Genomic DNA, 16,296 nt, shown 5'->3' with positions numbered 1-16,296 from the left:
TTGTAAATATGCTTAGAGTTGGTATCAATATCAAACAAGAAAGAGCAAACAAAATTCCAATAAGCATTATTCTCTTGACATTTACGATAGCACCTTTTATTTTTTCACAATTATCCTAAAACATCGCAATTAAACTAAAAATTTCAAAGCCTTTAAAGAAAGGCTTGAAAGGGCTAGATTTTTTAACTCTTCAAGGGTTTTAAATTCATAAGTTTTAAACTCACATACAGCATCTTGTATTGAAATATTTTTATGATAAATTTTAACACGAATTTTATATTTAGTATAGCTGTGCTTGAATTCTCCTAAAAATTTTAAATCCTTGCATTCTTCATCCTCAAAAAAGATAAAATTATAAAGCCCATAATAAAGTTTTTCTTGACTCTTTTTAAGGGCAAATTTGTTTTGATTTTGAAGAAAAATAAGATTGAGATTTAAATGCTCATACTCAAGCTTTTTGCTTTGAGGATAAAAATGAGGCGTCAATCTTGCTTGGCAAAACTCACGCAAGGGACAAAGAGAGCATTTAGGATTTTTAGGCAGACAGAGCAAGGCTCCTAAGTCAATCAAGGCTTGATTGTGCGTATAAGCATCGCTGTGATTTAAAAAGCGTTGAGCTTGAAATTCAAGCTCTTTTGGTTTAGGATTTTTAAGGGCAAAAAGACGCGAGAGCACCCGACGTATATTTCCATCAACAAAACTCACCTTTTCATCATAACCAAAACAAGCAATGGCTCCAGCCGTATAGGCTCCCACTCCGCTTAATTTCTGCAAATCTTGTATTGTTTTAGGTAAAACTCCGCCAAATTCTCTCAAGCAAGTTTGAGCTGCCTTTTTTAAATTCCTCGCACGAGTATAATACCCCAAACCCTGCCAAGCCTTTAAAAGCTCATCCTCCTGTGCTAAAGCCAGACTCTCAAGTGTCGGAAATTTTTCCAAAAAAGGGAAATAATATTTCTCACAAACAACCTTCACCAAAGTTTGCTGAAGCATGATTTCACTGATATACACCCCATAGGCACGATTGATATTTCTTAATCTCTCATCACAAAATTCACCGCCCAAATTACGCCAAGGAAGTTCTTTGCGTCCATTCTTTTCATACCAAAATATTAATTCATCTTGCATATGTTTAAGTGTTTGCATAGTTTAGAGTATAACAAAATTTCTATAATGAATAAAAATTTATTCTTTTTAGAAGATTTATCCTTTTGAAAGAATCTGTTTAAATCTTTTGCTAAGCTTATATATTTGTCGTTTAGTTTCTTTTAATCTTGCTTTGAAAATTCTTAAAATCTTTTTTAATGTCAAATCTCTATCAAAGGCTTTTTATATCTCTAAACGCACCACATAGGAGCTTTTAGAAAAACAGCTTCTGTAATTTTAAAACATTTTGATTATACAAAAATACCTTAATATAAATTTTACTCAAAAAATAAATGCTGAATAAATATTGTTTTTAATCTTAAATTTGTTTCAATTTCATATTAAGTTTATTGATAAATTTGCAAATACAAATAAGGTCTATAATAAACCCTAGAAAGCTTCTAGGGTTTGTATTAGAATTTCTTTTTATTCACATCTTCAAGGATATTGTTTGCTATAGTGCTAACAGAATTAGCAATGATAGAAGATTCATTAGCGATTTCAACATTGTCTTTTGTGCTTTGGTCAATCTGTGAAACACTCTCATTGATTTGAGTGATGCCTTGAGTTTGTTCTTTAATGCTTTCAGCCATATCATTGATGGATTGCACAAGTAAATTTGTATTGGCTTCTATCTCACTCAAAGACTTTTGAGTCCTTTCAGCAAGTTTTCTTACCTCATCAGCCACAACAGCAAAGCCGCGTCCATGTTCTCCTGCACGTGCTGCTTCAATGGCAGCATTAAGAGCGAGGAGATTGATTTGGTCAGCTATATCTCCTATAATGCCTGTAACATTTTTAATGTCTTCACTTTGAGTGATAACATCACTAGTCTTTTGAGAGACATTTTGCATAGAAGAAGTGATTTGCTCTAAGGCTGCAGCGGTTTCTTCTAAAGAAGCTGCTTGGGAATTAGAGCTGGAGGTGAGAGATTGGACTGCTGTTTGGAGTTTAGTGCTTTCTCCTGCTAAGGCATTAGCAAATTCTGAACTTTGTCTGAGCATTTTAATGATTTCTTCTCCTAAGGCATTGGTTGTCACCTCAACATTTCCTGTGGCATTTTCTATTTTATTTCTAAAGTCTAAGTGTTTGTATTCTTCAAAAATATCGTGGATGATATTCATATCACTTCCCACTCGACTTTGTAGAGCATCTAAGAGACGATTGAGCACATTTTTAAGTTCTACGAGTTGAGGATTTCTTGGATTGGCTGTGATTCTTGCTGTGAGATTTCCTGATTCGACAATGCTCACTGTCTCTACAGATTCTTTTACAGCAGAATTGTCTTGTTCAAAACCTAGTTTGGTTTGACGAATGTTTTCATTGATGGCTGTTGCCATTTGACCGAGTTCGTCGTTGTATTGCACAGGGAGGAGTTCTATTGTTTTGGTTTTGTGATTGATAAAATCAAAGGCTTGACCTAAGAATTTTAAAAGGTTATTGAGTCTTGCTCCTATAAATTTTTTAGAGATAAAGAGGATTAAAAGGGTTAAAACAATAAACAAACCCACACTCAAAGCAAAAGATATATAATAAATTCGGTTTAAAATGTCGTCAATAAAACTTACAGGAATTCCCATAACACTATACCAGATATTGCCCGGAGCTATTTCTAATCGGGTTAAAGCTAAAATGCTTTTTTGCCCATTGCTTGCTACATAATCAAAGTCAAAAGCGGTTTGTTTGTTTTGTGCGATTAAAGCTTTGATAGAATTATCAATCTCTGCCCCAAGGTCTTTGACATTTTTTGTGATTAAAGAAGGAGTTGAGTGCAGTAAAAAAGTGCCATCAGCTGAAAAGACAGATTCCGTTACACCCTCGCCAAATACTGAAGCTTTACTCGTCATAGAGGCTGACATGAGTTTTATATCAACTAAAACTCCTAAAATCGCTTCTACATTTTGATTTGCGTCAAGGATTGGAAATCCAACAAATAAAGCAAAAACTTCTTTATCGCCTATTTTGATGATTCTTGGATAGCCTATGGTATCTTTTTTGTTCTTTTTGGTTTCAACTATAACATTAAAATCATTAAACATATCTGTTGCAGGGAGATTGGTAAGACCGCCTTTGTTGAGCGTATCGTTATCATGGACTAAAATCAAATGTTTTCCACTCGGAGTTCGGGCTGTTGAAGGCTCATTGATAAAAGGTTTGTCGCTGAGCAAAAACATATATTCTGAATATTTTGTTATATCCATATTTTCTCTTATGAGTGAATTAATATCATCATAGCTATCGTTTAAATTTATATTTTGTTTAATCGATTCTGCTAATGTAGACACCTCATCATAGGCGGCTTTGACTTGAGAGATATTTCTTAAAGAAGTCTCTGCTAAAAGAATTTCGGTTTGTTGAAGATAGGACTTCTTAAACACAGAGGTTGAAATCGTAACTAAAACCACAAGAGATAAGGCTAAAACGACTAAAACCAAAGAAGTGATTTTGGTCCCTATCGAGAGATTGCTAAAAAATTTAAACATAGCTTTTTCCTTTTTTTATGAAGATTTGGTATTTTTGGTTTATTTTTAAATTTACCAAAAAAAAAAAAAACGATTATACAAAAATAAACTTAAACTAATTTGAGTTAGTTTTTGTCCTAAAAGCCCATTAAGTGCGATAAAATAGAGTAAAAGTCCGTGTTTTGTTTTATTTATTTTTTATTAAATTTTTATTTTTATCTTTGAAATATAAAAATTTATTTTTAATGAAATTTTACTCTTTTAAATTTTATTTTTTAATAAAATTTTTAGCCCTTTCCCAAAGTCTGATTCCTAAATTTTTTGCTTTTTGAGAATTAAATTCTTTATATTTCTCTCCAGCATTTTTTTCAAATTCAAGCATTTCTTGTTTAAAATGCTGAAGTTTTTTGTGTGTGAGTTCGTTAAAATCATTGATTTTAGGGTTTTTCTTAAGCTCATTGAGAGTGAGTAAGAGTTGTTCTCTGCTTTCACTGACAAATCTTTTAAATTTTGCAAAAAAGCTATCGAGTTCATTTTCTAACAAATGCTGCACTATATCTTTAGAAGGATTGTTTTGCTTTTTAAGTTCTTCTTTTAAAAGTGAGATAAAATCATCTTCTATGCCGATAAGTTCTTTGCTTTTAAGGCTTATATCCTCTTCAAAATTTGCATAAGTTAAAGTGGCTTTAAATTTTTCTATAGCCGTTGAAATTCCTTCTTGTGTGCCTTTTATCGCCCCTAAGCAAAGGTCTTTCGCATAAGCAATGCTTTCATTAGCAATCTCAAAAGCAGAGGTTAAGACCATACTTGAAATTTTAAGAATTCTTTCTTTTTCAAAATCCGCTTCACAAATGGCATTATAAACCAAATTTTTAGCAATTTCATTGCTTGTAAGCTCTATGTCCAAACCCTTTTCAAGTGTCGTTAAAAACGCACTTTCAGCGGTTTCTTTTAAAATTCCTAACATTTCAATGTCAAATAAAATCGCATCATCTAAAGGGTTTTGGAACTGGTCTTTATAGCCAAGCTCAAGTAAGATTTTTTCAAATTCTAAGAAATGATTGTTCGTTTGACTTTTGATGAGATTTTTTTGATTTTGAATTTGAGTGCTTAAAAGCTCTGCTTCATCGATGAGAGCAAAAAGTGAATTTTGAGCATCTTTGATACTTGCCTTAATCAAAGCTTTAATCACTTTAGTCGCATTTTCATCATCGAATAAATCAAGTTTTTTTAAAATCGCTAAAAATTCACTCAAAAGTTCATTTAAAATTTTTTCAACATTGCGAGGATTTGCACTCACTTGCTTGTAAGCAAGATTGAAACTTAAATCTTCAAGAATTTCTTTAGGATTTTCTAAATTTAAAAGTGAATTTTCAAAAATGAGTAAAGTGTTTTTCATAATTTTTCCTTTATAAAACAAATTTAGCTTTGAGTTTGAGTTTTTCAAAAAGCTCAAGTCTGTCTTTTTTGCTATCAACAAATACAGAGAGCAAATAGCTTTGATAAGTGCCATTTTTGCTTTTGTGCGAGGCTTTGAATTTAAATTCTCTTTGTCCTAACACACTCTTAAAAATTGTTTCTGCGTGAGTGTGTGCCTCAAAAATCACCTTAAAATCCCAAAATGTCGGGTAATTGATAAGGGGTTCTTGCTTAAGTTCGCAGATATTGACCACTTTTGCCTCCTTCTTTGCTCTCCAAGACGATTTCACTGATTTTCATCGTTTTATCGATGGCTTTAACCATATCATAAATGGTTAAAAGTCCTATGCTTACACCTGTTAAAGCCTCCATTTCTACGCCGGTTTTACCCTCGCATTTAACGCTAATGATGAGTTTAAAGGCACAATCTTTTTCGATTTCTGTAATGTTTGCATCAATTTTAGAAAGCATTAAGGGGTGGCACATAGGGATAAGCTCACTTGTTTTTTTCGCTCCCATAATCGCAGCAACAACAGCTGTTTGCAAAACAGGACCTTTTTTAGCAGTGTTTTGTTTAATCGCTTTAAAAGCCTCTTCATTCATAAAAATCACTCCGCTAGCTACAGCTATCCTTTGTGTTATGTTTTTTTCGCTCACATCGACCATTTTAGGACGATTCTTTTCATCTAAATGAGTCAAATTCATTTACAACCTTTAAAAAAATTCTTAAAATTATATCAAAATCAATCAAATTTAAGCTAAAATAAGCTTTAGAATTTTTAAAAAGGAAATTTTATGGACGATAAAGATTTGGATAAAGACTTAGACGATGATTTTTACGATGAAGAGGATTCATACGCTTCTCATAAAACGCACAGAAAATATAATTATGACGAGGACGATTATGATTATGAAGATGATGAGGATGATGATGAATACTATGAAATGGAGTAAAAATTGAAAGAATTAAACAAAAAAGATATAAAAACCTTAGCTCTTTCGTCTTTGGGCGGGACTTTGGAATTTTATGATTTTATCATTTTTTTCTTTTTTGCAAATTATATTTCTAAGAATTTTTTTCCTGCAAATTTAAGTGATTTTTGGAGTTTGTTTAATACCTATGGAATTTTTGCTGCAGGATATTTAGCACGTCCTTTGGGTGGAATCATAATGGCACATTTTGGCGATAAAGCCGGACGCAAAAATATGTTTATGCTTAGCATTTTGCTTATGGCTATACCGACTTTTGCTTTGGCTTTTTTGCCCGGTTTTGACACTCTTGGATATTTTTGTATCGTGCTTTTAATACTCATACGCATCGCTCAAGGTGTTGCTATAGGTGGAGAATTGCCCGGAGCTTGGGTGTTTGTTTATGAACACGCTGCTTCTTCTAAGAGAAGAACCTCTTTGGGGGTGCTTACAGCTTCGGTTGTGGCTGGAATTTTGCTTGGTTCTGTTGTGTTTTTGATTGTCAATCAAATCTATACTCAAGAAGAGCTTTTTGAATGGGCATGGAGGGTGCCTTTTTTCTTAGGTGGAATTTTTGGGATTATCTCGGTTTATTTGAGAAGATTTTTAACCGAAACTCCCGTTTTTGAGCAAATGAAACAAGAAGAATCTTTGGAAAAATTTCCTTTGAAAGAGGTGTTAAAAACAGCAAAAAAAGGTGTTTTTATCTCTATGCTCATCACTTGGGTTTTAACCGGATTTGTGGTGGTGATGGTTTTAACTCTGCCAAATTTTATAGCAAAGATATTGAGTATAAATCCTATAGAGCAAAGTTATTTGCAAATGCTGGCGATTATTTTAGTTTCTTTAAGCTGTGTTTTAAGTGGAGTATTAGCCGACAAAATAGGCGTTTTTAAATCTTGTGTGATTTTTGCTGTGGGTTTTGGAATTTCTAGCGTGTTTTGTTTTAGTGCTCTTTATACGCAAAATGCGAATTTTATTTTGGTTGTGGCATGTTATTTGCTGACTTGTTGCTTTGGTGGTCTGACGAATTTTTGCCCTATAATGATGAATGAAGTTTTTGACGCAAAAATCAAATTTTCGGGGCTTTCTTTTTCTTATAATATCGCTTATGCTATATCCGGCGGTATCACTCCGCAACTTGCCCTAGCACTGCATACCCTTGCTTTACAAAATTTAGATAATTTTTGGCGTTTTTCTTTGGGAATTTATATCATATTTTTAGCATTTTTAACCCTTTTTTGTGCCTTTTTGTTTAAAAAAATCAATAATACCCCACACACATACTCTGTGTGATTTTGATTTTTTTTTCAAAAGGCTCGGGGCTGAAAAAATGGCATTTTTCTATATAAATGTGTTTATGGTATTCAAGTCCTAAAAAATCATAAAAAGCCTTTAAATTCACAAATTTAATCCCGCAAATTTCTTTGAGTTTTAAAAGTTTATAAATGCTAGAATGATTTTTTTCAACCAAATGAGAAGGTGCAAGAGTGGTAAAAGAGCAAAAGGCACTTGCTAAAACAAAACCGCTTAAATCTGTGCATTTTTTCAAAGCATTTTGGTGTTTTTCTAAAATGCAATTTTTATGTAAAAAAATAATCCTTGTGCCTTGATACCTTCCTATTTCTGCTTTTTTCCAAAATTTATAGGCGTTTTTGGAGATATTTGCAAATTGATGAAATTCTGTATTTAAAACATAATGGTCTAAGAATTCATTTGGCGGTAATATAATGCTTTTCATCACAAATCAAGCTTTTAAGCTTGATTATTCCTTTTGTGCAAGAGCTTTTTTGGCTTTTTCTGGAAGTTTAGAGATGAAATTATCTAAATCAAAATGAACTCCTGAATTTTTTGCTTCGTGTATGAGTGCGATTGCAGCTTGGATACTGAAAGAAGAACAACCATCGTAAGGTGAGAAAATGCGATTAACAATGGCTAAAGCATAGGAGATTTTTTTCACTTCATCTGAAGCCGCATGGGGAGTGTGTGCAAAACAAATGCCTTCAATCAAATGTTCATCAAAATCCCAACGATGGAGTAAAAATCCTAAAAAAGAAATATGATCCACGCCTAAAAATTCGTTTTCAACCACAGCGATATTATGAAATTTTGCTTTTTGAAGTTTGTCTAAGAATTCTTTGTCTTTTTTATTTTGTATGAGAAAATTTGAAAACACGATAATCCCAAGCCTTAAAAGCATAACACAAGGCACAAGCAAATGAGACAATCTTTTATCCTCTTTTCCAAGCCAATCAGCGATAAAAGTTGTTTCTTCATTGCAAGAGCTTAAGAAATTTTGAGTGTCTAAACCATAAGGCGAAACATCGATTTTAAAATTACTCTTAATGGAATCTGCAAAGACTATATTTTTTATATTGCCAATACCGAGCAAAGTAATGACTTGAGATATAGTCTTAACCTCGCTTGTAAAACCATAAAAAGGCGAATTTGCAAGTTGCAAAAGTTTTGTTGTAAGCAGGGGGTCAGCTGAAATGATTTCAGCGATTTTTTCGATTTCTATATTGAGCCCAGCTTCATCAATGTATTTTCTAAGCTTACTCACTGTATCAGGTAAAGGAGGTAAGACCTCAACACTTTTAAGTAGAGCTTCATTCATATCTACACTCATTAATAATTCCCTTTTTATAGTTTAACTTTGTCAATGTTTTATTATAGCTAAGGATTATAATCCATTAGTAAATATTATCTAAACTTTATAAAAATATCACAAGATAAAATATCACAAATTTGCATTTGGCATTAAAATTTTGCTATTTATTATAGCTGTTTAGCACTCAAAAATTTAAGCCTTCATTTTCAAATCGTTTAAAGATACTTAAAATTGAGCCTTTTACTTGTTAAATCAGCAAGGCACTCATTCAAACTTGCTTAAACAAATTTAATTTTCTTTTAAAAACAAATTCGGCTTAAGAATTCTTTGTCTTTTTTGTATGAGAAAATTTGAAAACACGATAATCCCAAGCCTTAAAAGCATAACACAAGCAAATGAGACAATCTTTTATCCTCTTTTTTCAAGCTAATCGGCTATAATTTTATATTTTATTATAAAGCTTTTTTTGCCGTTTCTGCAATCTTAGAAAAAGCTTTCGCGTCATTCATCGCTAAATCGGCTAAAATTTTTCTATCCAGCTCAATGCCTGCTTTTTTAAGTCCATTGATGAATTGAGAATAACTCAAATCATTCAGCCTACAAGCTGCATTAATACGAATAATCCAAAGGCGACGAAAATCCCTTTTTTTGCGTCTTCTATCGCGATAAGCATAAACCAAACTTCTTTCTAATTGCTCTTTTGCTTTTCTAAAATGCTTACGACGACCGCTATAAAAACCCTTTGCTAATTTTAGAATTTTTTTGTGTCTTCTGCGTCTTACGACACCTGTTTTTACTCTTGCCATATCCGTTTCCTTTCACAAATTGGCGTCCAAATTTGGAGCTTTCCCTTTTTTAAACAGCATCAAAAAGGGGAGTTGAAATGACCTTAGTCAAAAACTTAAATTCCTAACATTTTTTCCACAGCTTTAATATTTGTGCTATCGACATATTTCACTGTGCGAAGTTTGCGCATTCTTTTTGAAGGTTTTTTAGTCAAAATATGACTTCTAAAAGCCGAACCTCTTTTGATTTTATTTTTGCCGACTTTGAAACGTTTGAGTGCGCTTTTTACACTTTTCATTTTTGGCATTCATTTTTCCTTTTTATTGTATGAAAACTTTAATTTTATCCTAACTTTTCTTTTTTAATGCTGAAATTTATTTTTATTTTTTGGAACGCGTTTTGCTTATGAAATGTTTAGCAATATTTTATGAAGAAGAGTTTCAATGATAATCAATGCAGTCAATCCGTATCAAAATTTGTCTTTATTCAACACCTTACAAAATGCAAATTTAGATTTGAGTGAAAAAAGCAATATCCTCAATTTGCAAAATGAGTCAAATTCATCTTCTTTCAATCCAAATGCAAAGACCTATGCGAGTGAATTTGGTTTTAGGATTGATGAACGCGGTTTTTTTGATAAAGAATTAAATCAAATCGCTAATTTACCGGAGTCTTACGCGATTAATATCAAAAGCATTCGAGGCATAGCAAAAGAATTTATGAAACAAGAGCAGAGCATTAATTATAATAGAATGGATTTACCCTATATGCTCAATCGTTATTATAGTTCTTTAAAATCCTTAAATACAGAATTTCAAACGCAAGAAAATGAAAATTTAAGTCGCAATATTATTTCTGGATTCACTCAAGGATATTCAACAAATAACGGGGATTTTTTAGGAGAAATCAACCGCATTTATCAAAACAAAGAAGAGCTTGATAGGGCAAAAACGCAAAATAAAAACCTCAATACCCTAATGCTTGATAATAAAATCGTCGATTTTGGTTTTGATAAAGCCTTAACAAACACTTCAAATAACGAAATTTTAAAGCCCTATCTCACAAGAGAGGGTGCAGTTTCTAAAAGTGGGCTTTTGGTCAATTTCATTTATCAAGACCTTAAGGAAAAAAATGAAAGTCAATTGCAATTTTTTATGAAACCTGCGAGTCTTGATTTAAATTCTCATAAAAAATTATATGAAATTTTAGACGGAAAAGAAAATATCGAGGATTTTTTGAAAGAAAATAACGAACAAAGAATGAGCTTTGATTTGTATTTATATGTTAATGGTGTGGATAAAAACACAACTTCACAAGATAAACTTTCAGTATTTTTTCAACAATATATTAATTATGAAAAGGATTTGGATTTGAGAGAATTTACAAATTCAAGTTCGATTTTTGAACTCTACACTCAAAAAATCAAACAAGAATTTGAAGAGATAAAACAGGATTATAAAGCCCAAAATTATGACAAAGAAAGACTAGAAGATGCGAATTTAAAACGCGATTCTTCAATAGAAAATTTCTTAAATCGCAGACAGAGACAAATGGGTTTAAATAAAATTTTAAACGCGTATTTAAATGTTATGAGTTGAATCGTTTTTTCTTTGAAATTTGTTTTTTTTTTTTTTGATATAATGAAGCAAAATGATTTTGAAGGAATGATTGATGCAAAAAGATATTTTCACCCGAATTAAAATAATTTTTGTGAAATTAAGAGATACATATTTTACTGGGGTTGAAAGAATTTTTCGCTATTGTAAAAGGCTTGAAGCAAAGCTTGATGACTTAGAAAATGCGTTAAAGAATTTAGAGCATTCAAATTATGCTTTAAAGGTGCATTTAAACAATGAAATTCAAAAATTAAAAATTGATTCAAGTCTTCTTCATTTGGAAGAAAAATTTAAACCAACACAGAATTTTAATCCAGAACTTTTTATTTTGTTTGATTATGCTCATCATATACACAGAAATTATCATAATCTAGGCGATTTTGTCCAAAGTCTGGCTGTGAAGAGAATTTTAGAGAGTCTTGATTATAATCATTTTGAATTTTTCGATAGAGACAGCCTTAGCTTTTATCCTTCCAGTGAGGGGGGGGGGATTTGTATTATGCAAGGATGGTTTGCTCTAAGTTATGATTTTTTGCCCCCTTCAAACATCTTGCCTGTTTTTGTGGGAACGCATTTCACTGCATATGCACAGAATTTTCTTAAACATTTTATCGCACGTTTTCCTCATTATTTTAAAGACAAAGAATGTGGTTGTAGAGATGTCTTCACTCTTAATTTTTTGCAAAAAATGGGCATAAAATCTTATTTTTCAAGATGTTTAACCTTAACCTTACCAAAAAGAGAGCCTGCAAACACTCAAAATCAAATTTTCCTTGTCGATCTTGATGATAAAATCAAAGCCTTACTTCCTAAAAATCTTAAAGACAAGGGTATAGAAATCAATCAAAGATGGATAAATTTAAGTGCGTTTGAAACCTTTTCTCAAGAATTTTACCTCAAATTCACACAAGAACTTCTCAATCGCTACAAAAACGAAGCTAAGCTCATCATCACAACGGCTCTTCATTGTGCTGCTCCTTGCGTGGCACTGGGAATTCCTGTGATTTTAATCGCTAATAATGCAAAGGAACAACTCACGCGTTTTACAGCTTTAAAAGGAATTTTACCCCTTTATACATTTGAAGATTTAGAGCAAGGCAGAGTGGATTTTTCACCGCAAGAGCTTGATATTGAAGAGCTTAAAGAAAATATGCTTTTGAATTTAAAACTAAGCATTTTAAAAGCTCAAGGCAAAATGATTGATGAAAATTTACTCTTAAATACAAGGGAAAAAATAGCAAATTTTAATCTTTTAAAACAGGAGATGCATAATGAAATGGTTTAAGAAAAAATCCACAACCCCCCCCCCTAAAAAGCTTGATAAAATCACCAACACTTGGCTTGAAAATTTCACTTATGATTTTGAATTTTTATTAAGATATGAAAAACTTTTAAATTTACTTCCTACAAATTTAAACAAATTTCCTCGCGTGGATTCTATCCTTGATTTAGGCTGTGGAATGCAATATTTAAGAGAAGTTATGAAACATGATTTTAGATTTAAAAATGTTCAATACCTCGGTGTTGATTTATACGCTCATAAAAATGATACTATCATTTGTGATTTTAATCAAAAAGAATTCCCTAAACTTTCTAAAGATTATAGATGCGTCGTTTGTGCAGGACTTTTTGAATATATTGTTGATTTGGAATTTTTGATTGAAAAAATTTGTGCCTTAGAGCCTTGTTATGTTTTATGTTCTTATAATTTTAAAGACTTTAATCTCAATCATAATCCCATTTGGGTTAAAAAACTTCACACTCAAGAAGAACTTTTTGGTTTTTTTATGAAAAGAAGTTTTAAGCTCCTTTCTTATAAAAGTGATGAAAATAAAGAAAAATTAACAACGGGGTATTTTTTATTCTTCAATCAAAACTATGAAAAATTTAAAACTTGAATGAAAATATCATTGAAATATTCTTGTTGAAATTTTTACTTGACTTTTATAAAAATTTAAGTGTTTTTTAATCTAAATTTTATAAATTTATGTATATTATTCTTTGTTAATTTAATAAGGATAAAAAATATCTTAAATTAATTAAAATGATGAAACAATTTTAAATTTTAAGAAAAGATTGAGGGTAAAATCTAATGAAAGTATATTTAGACAATAATGCAACCACGAAGATTGATCCGAGTGCCTATGAATTGATGCTTCCTTTTTTAAACGAATTTTATGGCAATCCAAGCAGCCTTCATCAATGGGGCAGTCAAACGCACCCTGCTTTAAGGGAGGCAATGGACAAACTTTATGCTGGACTGGGAGCAAGTGATTTAGACGATATTGTCATCACTTCCTGTGCTACTGAAAGCATTAATTGGGCTTTAAAAAGTGTGTATTTTGATTATATTTTAAATCAAAATCGCAATGAAATTATCATTTCAAGTGTAGAACATCCTGCAGTCACTGCAACGGCTTTGTTTTTGGAGAATTTTGGCGTTAAGGTGACTCAACTTGGAGTCAATGAAGAGGGAATTTGCACCCCGCAAGATTTAAGAGAAGCCATCAGCGATAAAACTGCTCTTGTCAGTATAATGTGGGCAAATAACGAAACCGGAATGATTTTTGACATTAAAGAAATGGCGGAGATTGCCCATGAATTTGGAGCCTTATTTCATACAGATGCCACTCAAGCTGTGGGTAAAATCAAGGTTAATTTAAGAGAGGCTGATGTGGATTTTGCAAGTTTTTCGGCTCATAAATTCCACGGACCTAAAGGAGTGGGCGGACTCTTTATCAAAAAAGGCTTAAAACTTACTCCTCTTTTTCACGGAGGTGATCATATGGGAGGGCTTAGAAGTGGAACCTTAAATGTGCCCTATATCGTTGCAATGGGAGAGGCTTTAAGGATAGCGGATACTATGTTGAGTTTTGAGGATTCTCATATTAGAAGATTAAGAGATAAACTTGAAGACGAAATTTTATCTATAGAAGATACTGCTGTTATAGGTAGCAGGGATAAACGAGTTCCAAACACCATACTTGCAAGTATAAAAGGTGTCGAAGGTGAAGCAATGCTTTGGGATTTAAATCAAAATGGGATTGCAGCAAGTACGGGTTCAGCCTGTGCAAGTGAAGATTTAGAAAGCAATCCTATTATGGAAGCAATAGGAGCGGGAGATGATTTAGCTCACACAGCTTTAAGGCTTTCTTTATCGCGTTTTAATACAGAATCTGAAATTGATTATGCTGCTAAGCAAATTAGAAATGCTGCTCAAAGATTAAGAGCAATTTCTAGCACTTATGCGTATAATCCAAACAGCTATAAATAAAGGAAAAACTATGGGAAAAAATAATTTAATCGGAAGTTCAATTTGGGATGAGTATTCTCAAAAGGTCCAAGATAGGATGAATCACCCAGAACATATGGGGGAATTTACAGAAGAAGATGCTCAAAAAGCAAATGCAAAGCTTATTGTGGCAGATTTTGGTGCTGAAAGCTGTGGAGATGCGGTAAGGCTTTATTGGCTTGTTGATGAAAAAAGCGATACAATTATCGATGCGAAATTTAAGAGTTTTGGTTGTGGTACAGCAATTGCAAGTAGTGATACTATGGTTGATTTATGCATAGGTAAAAAAGTTGATGAAGCGGTAAAAATCACAAATTTAGATGTTGAATTTGCTATGCGTGATAATCCGCAAACTCCGGCTGTTCCACCACAAAAAATGCATTGTTCGGTTATGGCTTATGATGTGATTAAACAAGCTGCGGCTCAATATAAAGGAGTTTCGCCTGAAGATTTTGAAGATCAAATCATAGTTTGTGAGTGTGCAAGGGTGAGTCTTGGAACGATTAAGGAGGTCATAAGACTCAATGATTTGCATACCGTTGAAGAAATCACACAATACACTAAAGCGGGAGGTTTTTGTAAATCCTGTATTAAACCGGGCGGACATGAAAAAAGAGATTATTATCTGGTTGATATTTTGGCTGAAGTGAGGGCACAAATGGATAAAGAAAAACTTAAAAACGCCACTAAAAATGATGCTTCTTTCGATGAAATGACCTTGGTAGGACAACTAAAGGCTGTGGAGAGCATTTTAGATGAGCAAATTCGACCTATGCTTCATAATGACGGCGGGGATTTAGAAGTGATTGATATACAAAAGGCTGAAGGGGCAGCGATTGATGTTTATATACGTTATCTTGGAGCTTGTAGCGGTTGCTCGAGTGGAAGCGGGGCGACTCTTTATGCTATTGAAACCATTTTACAAGAAGAATTAAGTCCAAATATACGCGTAATGCCTGTTTAAGTGCATTTTAAAATGTGGTAAAATTCTGGCCGTGCGAAACTTGGTGGAAAAGGAACTTGGGCGGTGAAATCTTTATAAGTGTGTCCGGGGAGCTTATCAATAATTTCTATGATGTAAGAAACGCTTGTATTTTGCATTTTTGCTTTTTCTATGTTTTTATTGTCAAAAACTTCCCCGCCCGTTTGTTTTTTGTTTGTTATGGTTAAATACAAATAGCATTTTCTTACATAAAATTGATTGAGATTTTGCACTCTTCCATTCACAATCAAACTTTCATTTCTTAAATCCCGCGTATAAGTCAAACGCACCAAAGATGCTTTGGTGATGAATTCATTAATGAGTAAAAACAAAGAATAGGTTAAAATCGCAGTAAAAACAACACTAATGGTATAAGAAATCAAAGCAATTTCTTTTTGCTTAACCTTAAGAAAAATAATCACACAAACCAAAGCAAGGCATAAAATCAAAATGATTAGGGTTAAATAATGAAAAATCGTAAATTGCATTTAAAAACACTCCGAACTTAAACGAAGGGTATAATTATTCTCATAGGTGAAATTCTCAAAAGAAATTCTTTGGTTTTGAGTTTGCTCTTTTTTAAGCTCTTTAATCTCTCTGCTTCTTTTTCTGTAGGGCAAAAATTTATTTTTATATTCTGTTAAGAAGTCATCTTCTGGTAGTTTATCTTTGAAAATTTTAGCCGTAATTTTACATTCTTTAAAATCTCTTTTAGAAGTATTAGTGATACTAAAATCCACAGCCAATGCCCCAGAAGTTTTCAAAATTTTTTGTTCGATTATAGCTGTTTTTCTACTTCTTGCAGTTGAATCAATGAATTTATAACCATAGATATAAATCAAAAAACAAACAACAATATCAATAGCTATAATAAACAATCCTATCACAGGTCTATGCCTTAAAAGAACGCATAGAAGTAAAATAGAGGTGAAAAGAAAAAAGACGAATAAAATCAGCATATAATCAACCAGATAAAAATGTCTGGTATAATAAAGTATAAATTCCTTAAAACT

The 16,296-nt window shown here is 32.3% G+C and carries 17 protein-coding genes and 2 pseudogenes; 7 read left to right on the top strand and 12 right to left on the bottom strand.

Annotation, left to right across the window (positions count from 1 at the left end; translation table 11 throughout):
* Nucleotides 1-129: 129 nt before the first annotated feature.
* The 5 genes and pseudogenes from mutY to moaC all read right to left on the bottom strand — a co-directional run bounded on the left by mutY (nucleotide 130) and on the right by moaC (nucleotide 5,732).
* The gene (mutY, locus tag CCUN_RS08595; RefSeq protein ID WP_027306064.1) at nucleotides 130-1,146 is read right to left on the bottom strand and encodes an A/G-specific adenine glycosylase; all 1,017 of its coding nucleotides are present in this window, start codon (nucleotides 1,144-1,146) and stop codon (nucleotides 130-132) included.
* 413 nt (nucleotides 1,147-1,559) lie between these two features.
* Nucleotides 1,560-2,564 (bottom strand): annotated as a pseudogene (locus CCUN_RS10275) (methyl-accepting chemotaxis protein); the annotation flags it as partial.
* A 1,312-nt stretch (nucleotides 2,565-3,876) separates the two neighbouring features.
* A complete protein-coding gene (locus CCUN_RS08585) occupies nucleotides 3,877-5,007 on the bottom strand; it encodes a hypothetical protein (protein ID WP_027305560.1) in 1,131 nt (376 codons plus the stop codon).
* A 10-nt stretch (nucleotides 5,008-5,017) separates the two neighbouring features.
* Nucleotides 5,018-5,281, bottom strand: coding sequence for an HP0495 family protein (locus tag CCUN_RS08580; RefSeq protein ID WP_027305559.1), 264 nt, complete (start codon nucleotides 5,279-5,281; stop codon nucleotides 5,018-5,020).
* Complete coding sequence (gene moaC, locus CCUN_RS08575) at nucleotides 5,259-5,732, bottom strand: cyclic pyranopterin monophosphate synthase MoaC (protein ID WP_027305558.1); 474 nt, start codon at nucleotides 5,730-5,732, stop codon at nucleotides 5,259-5,261. The genes CCUN_RS08580 and moaC overlap by 23 nt, the downstream gene beginning before the upstream one ends.
* Before the next feature lie 90 nt (nucleotides 5,733-5,822).
* Here moaC and CCUN_RS08570 point away from each other — a divergent pair, with 90 nt between their 5' ends.
* Both CCUN_RS08570 and CCUN_RS08565 read left to right on the top strand, forming a co-directional pair.
* Nucleotides 5,823-5,981, top strand: a complete 159-nt coding sequence (locus CCUN_RS08570) for a hypothetical protein (protein WP_035175739.1) — start codon at nucleotides 5,823-5,825, stop codon at nucleotides 5,979-5,981.
* A gap of 3 nt (nucleotides 5,982-5,984) precedes the next feature.
* On the top strand, nucleotides 5,985-7,292 hold the full coding sequence (locus CCUN_RS08565; protein ID WP_027305557.1) for an MFS transporter: 1,308 nt from the start codon (nucleotides 5,985-5,987) through the stop codon (nucleotides 7,290-7,292).
* On the opposite strand, the gene cheQ is transcribed toward CCUN_RS08565, so the two are convergent.
* The 5 genes and pseudogenes from cheQ to rpmI all read right to left on the bottom strand — a co-directional run bounded on the left by cheQ (nucleotide 7,261) and on the right by rpmI (nucleotide 9,700).
* Nucleotides 7,261-7,740 carry a cheVAW transcriptional regulator CheQ gene (gene cheQ / locus CCUN_RS08560; protein ID WP_088245168.1) on the bottom strand — a complete coding sequence of 160 codons (480 nt, stop codon included), beginning with the start codon at nucleotides 7,738-7,740 and terminating at the stop codon, nucleotides 7,261-7,263. The two genes, CCUN_RS08565 and cheQ, sit on opposite strands and share 32 nt — an antisense overlap.
* 21 nt (nucleotides 7,741-7,761) lie before the next feature.
* On the bottom strand, nucleotides 7,762-8,625 hold the full coding sequence (cheP, locus tag CCUN_RS08555) for a cheVAW transcriptional regulator CheP (RefSeq protein WP_027305555.1): 864 nt from the start codon (nucleotides 8,623-8,625) through the stop codon (nucleotides 7,762-7,764).
* Nucleotides 8,626-8,934: 309 nt separating this feature from the next.
* Nucleotides 8,935-9,032, bottom strand: a pseudogene (locus CCUN_RS10270) (HDOD domain-containing protein); the annotation flags it as partial.
* 27 nt (nucleotides 9,033-9,059) lie between these two features.
* Nucleotides 9,060-9,413 carry a 50S ribosomal protein L20 gene (gene rplT / locus CCUN_RS08550; RefSeq protein ID WP_027305554.1) on the bottom strand — a complete coding sequence of 118 codons (354 nt, stop codon included), beginning with the start codon at nucleotides 9,411-9,413 and terminating at the stop codon, nucleotides 9,060-9,062.
* 95 nt (nucleotides 9,414-9,508) lie between these two features.
* The gene (rpmI, locus tag CCUN_RS08545; protein ID WP_027305553.1) at nucleotides 9,509-9,700 is read right to left on the bottom strand and encodes a 50S ribosomal protein L35; all 192 of its coding nucleotides are present in this window, start codon (nucleotides 9,698-9,700) and stop codon (nucleotides 9,509-9,511) included.
* Nucleotides 9,701-9,836: 136 nt separating this feature from the next.
* On the opposite strand from rpmI, the gene CCUN_RS08540 reads away from it, so the two are divergent.
* The 5 genes from CCUN_RS08540 (at nucleotide 9,837) to CCUN_RS08520 (ending at nucleotide 15,265) form a co-directional block, all read left to right on the top strand.
* Nucleotides 9,837-10,991 (top strand): hypothetical protein, encoded by a 1,155-nt coding sequence (locus CCUN_RS08540; RefSeq protein ID WP_027305552.1) that lies wholly within the window; start codon nucleotides 9,837-9,839, stop codon nucleotides 10,989-10,991.
* 73 nt (nucleotides 10,992-11,064) lie between these two features.
* Nucleotides 11,065-12,294 (top strand): polysaccharide pyruvyl transferase family protein, encoded by a 1,230-nt coding sequence (locus tag CCUN_RS08535; protein WP_244893539.1) that lies wholly within the window; start codon nucleotides 11,065-11,067, stop codon nucleotides 12,292-12,294.
* Nucleotides 12,281-12,907 carry a methyltransferase domain-containing protein gene (locus CCUN_RS08530; protein WP_027305551.1) on the top strand — a complete coding sequence of 209 codons (627 nt, stop codon included), beginning with the start codon at nucleotides 12,281-12,283 and terminating at the stop codon, nucleotides 12,905-12,907. Before CCUN_RS08535 ends, CCUN_RS08530 begins: the two co-directional genes overlap by 14 nt.
* Nucleotides 12,908-13,101: 194 nt before the next feature.
* Nucleotides 13,102-14,283 (top strand): NifS family cysteine desulfurase, encoded by a 1,182-nt coding sequence (locus tag CCUN_RS08525; protein ID WP_027305550.1) that lies wholly within the window; start codon nucleotides 13,102-13,104, stop codon nucleotides 14,281-14,283.
* Between the two features lie 10 nt (nucleotides 14,284-14,293).
* Nucleotides 14,294-15,265, top strand: coding sequence for an iron-sulfur cluster assembly scaffold protein NifU (locus CCUN_RS08520; RefSeq protein WP_027305549.1), 972 nt, complete (start codon nucleotides 14,294-14,296; stop codon nucleotides 15,263-15,265).
* On the opposite strand, the gene CCUN_RS08515 is transcribed toward CCUN_RS08520, so the two are convergent.
* Nucleotides 15,262-15,771, bottom strand: coding sequence for a DUF2393 family protein (locus CCUN_RS08515; RefSeq protein WP_027305548.1), 510 nt, complete (start codon nucleotides 15,769-15,771; stop codon nucleotides 15,262-15,264). The genes CCUN_RS08520 and CCUN_RS08515 overlap by 4 nt on opposite strands.
* Nucleotides 15,772-16,242, bottom strand: coding sequence for a DUF2393 family protein (locus tag CCUN_RS08510; protein ID WP_088245169.1), 471 nt, complete (start codon nucleotides 16,240-16,242; stop codon nucleotides 15,772-15,774).
* Nucleotides 16,243-16,296 lie beyond the last annotated feature (54 nt).

Origin of the sequence: Campylobacter cuniculorum DSM 23162 = LMG 24588 (assembly GCF_002104335.1) — a bacterium.
Taxonomy (GTDB): Bacteria; Campylobacterota; Campylobacteria; order Campylobacterales; family Campylobacteraceae; genus Campylobacter_D; species Campylobacter_D cuniculorum.
This window is presented reverse-complemented; position numbering and strand designations above follow the sequence as displayed.

Coding starts and splice junctions, on each gene's coding strand:
- CCUN_RS08525 (WP_027305550.1), top strand. CDS start 13,102: ATGAAAGTATATTTAGACAATAATGCAACCACGAAGATTGATCCGAGT.
- mutY (WP_027306064.1), bottom strand. CDS start 1,146: ATGCAAACACTTAAACATATGCAAGATGAATTAATATTTTGGTATGAA.
- CCUN_RS08515 (WP_027305548.1), bottom strand. CDS start 15,771: ATGCAATTTACGATTTTTCATTATTTAACCCTAATCATTTTGATTTTA.
- CCUN_RS08535 (WP_244893539.1), top strand. CDS start 11,065: ATGCAAAAAGATATTTTCACCCGAATTAAAATAATTTTTGTGAAATTA.
- cheP (WP_027305555.1), bottom strand. CDS start 8,625: ATGAGTGTAGATATGAATGAAGCTCTACTTAAAAGTGTTGAGGTCTTA.
- CCUN_RS08585 (WP_027305560.1), bottom strand. CDS start 5,007: ATGAAAAACACTTTACTCATTTTTGAAAATTCACTTTTAAATTTAGAA.
- CCUN_RS08530 (WP_027305551.1), top strand. CDS start 12,281: ATGAAATGGTTTAAGAAAAAATCCACAACCCCCCCCCCTAAAAAGCTT.
- rpmI (WP_027305553.1), bottom strand. CDS start 9,700: ATGCCAAAAATGAAAAGTGTAAAAAGCGCACTCAAACGTTTCAAAGTC.
- moaC (WP_027305558.1), bottom strand. CDS start 5,732: ATGAATTTGACTCATTTAGATGAAAAGAATCGTCCTAAAATGGTCGAT.
- CCUN_RS08520 (WP_027305549.1), top strand. CDS start 14,294: ATGGGAAAAAATAATTTAATCGGAAGTTCAATTTGGGATGAGTATTCT.
- CCUN_RS08510 (WP_088245169.1), bottom strand. CDS start 16,242: ATGCTGATTTTATTCGTCTTTTTTCTTTTCACCTCTATTTTACTTCTA.
- CCUN_RS08540 (WP_027305552.1), top strand. CDS start 9,837: ATGATAATCAATGCAGTCAATCCGTATCAAAATTTGTCTTTATTCAAC.
- rplT (WP_027305554.1), bottom strand. CDS start 9,413: ATGGCAAGAGTAAAAACAGGTGTCGTAAGACGCAGAAGACACAAAAAA.
- CCUN_RS08570 (WP_035175739.1), top strand. CDS start 5,823: ATGGACGATAAAGATTTGGATAAAGACTTAGACGATGATTTTTACGAT.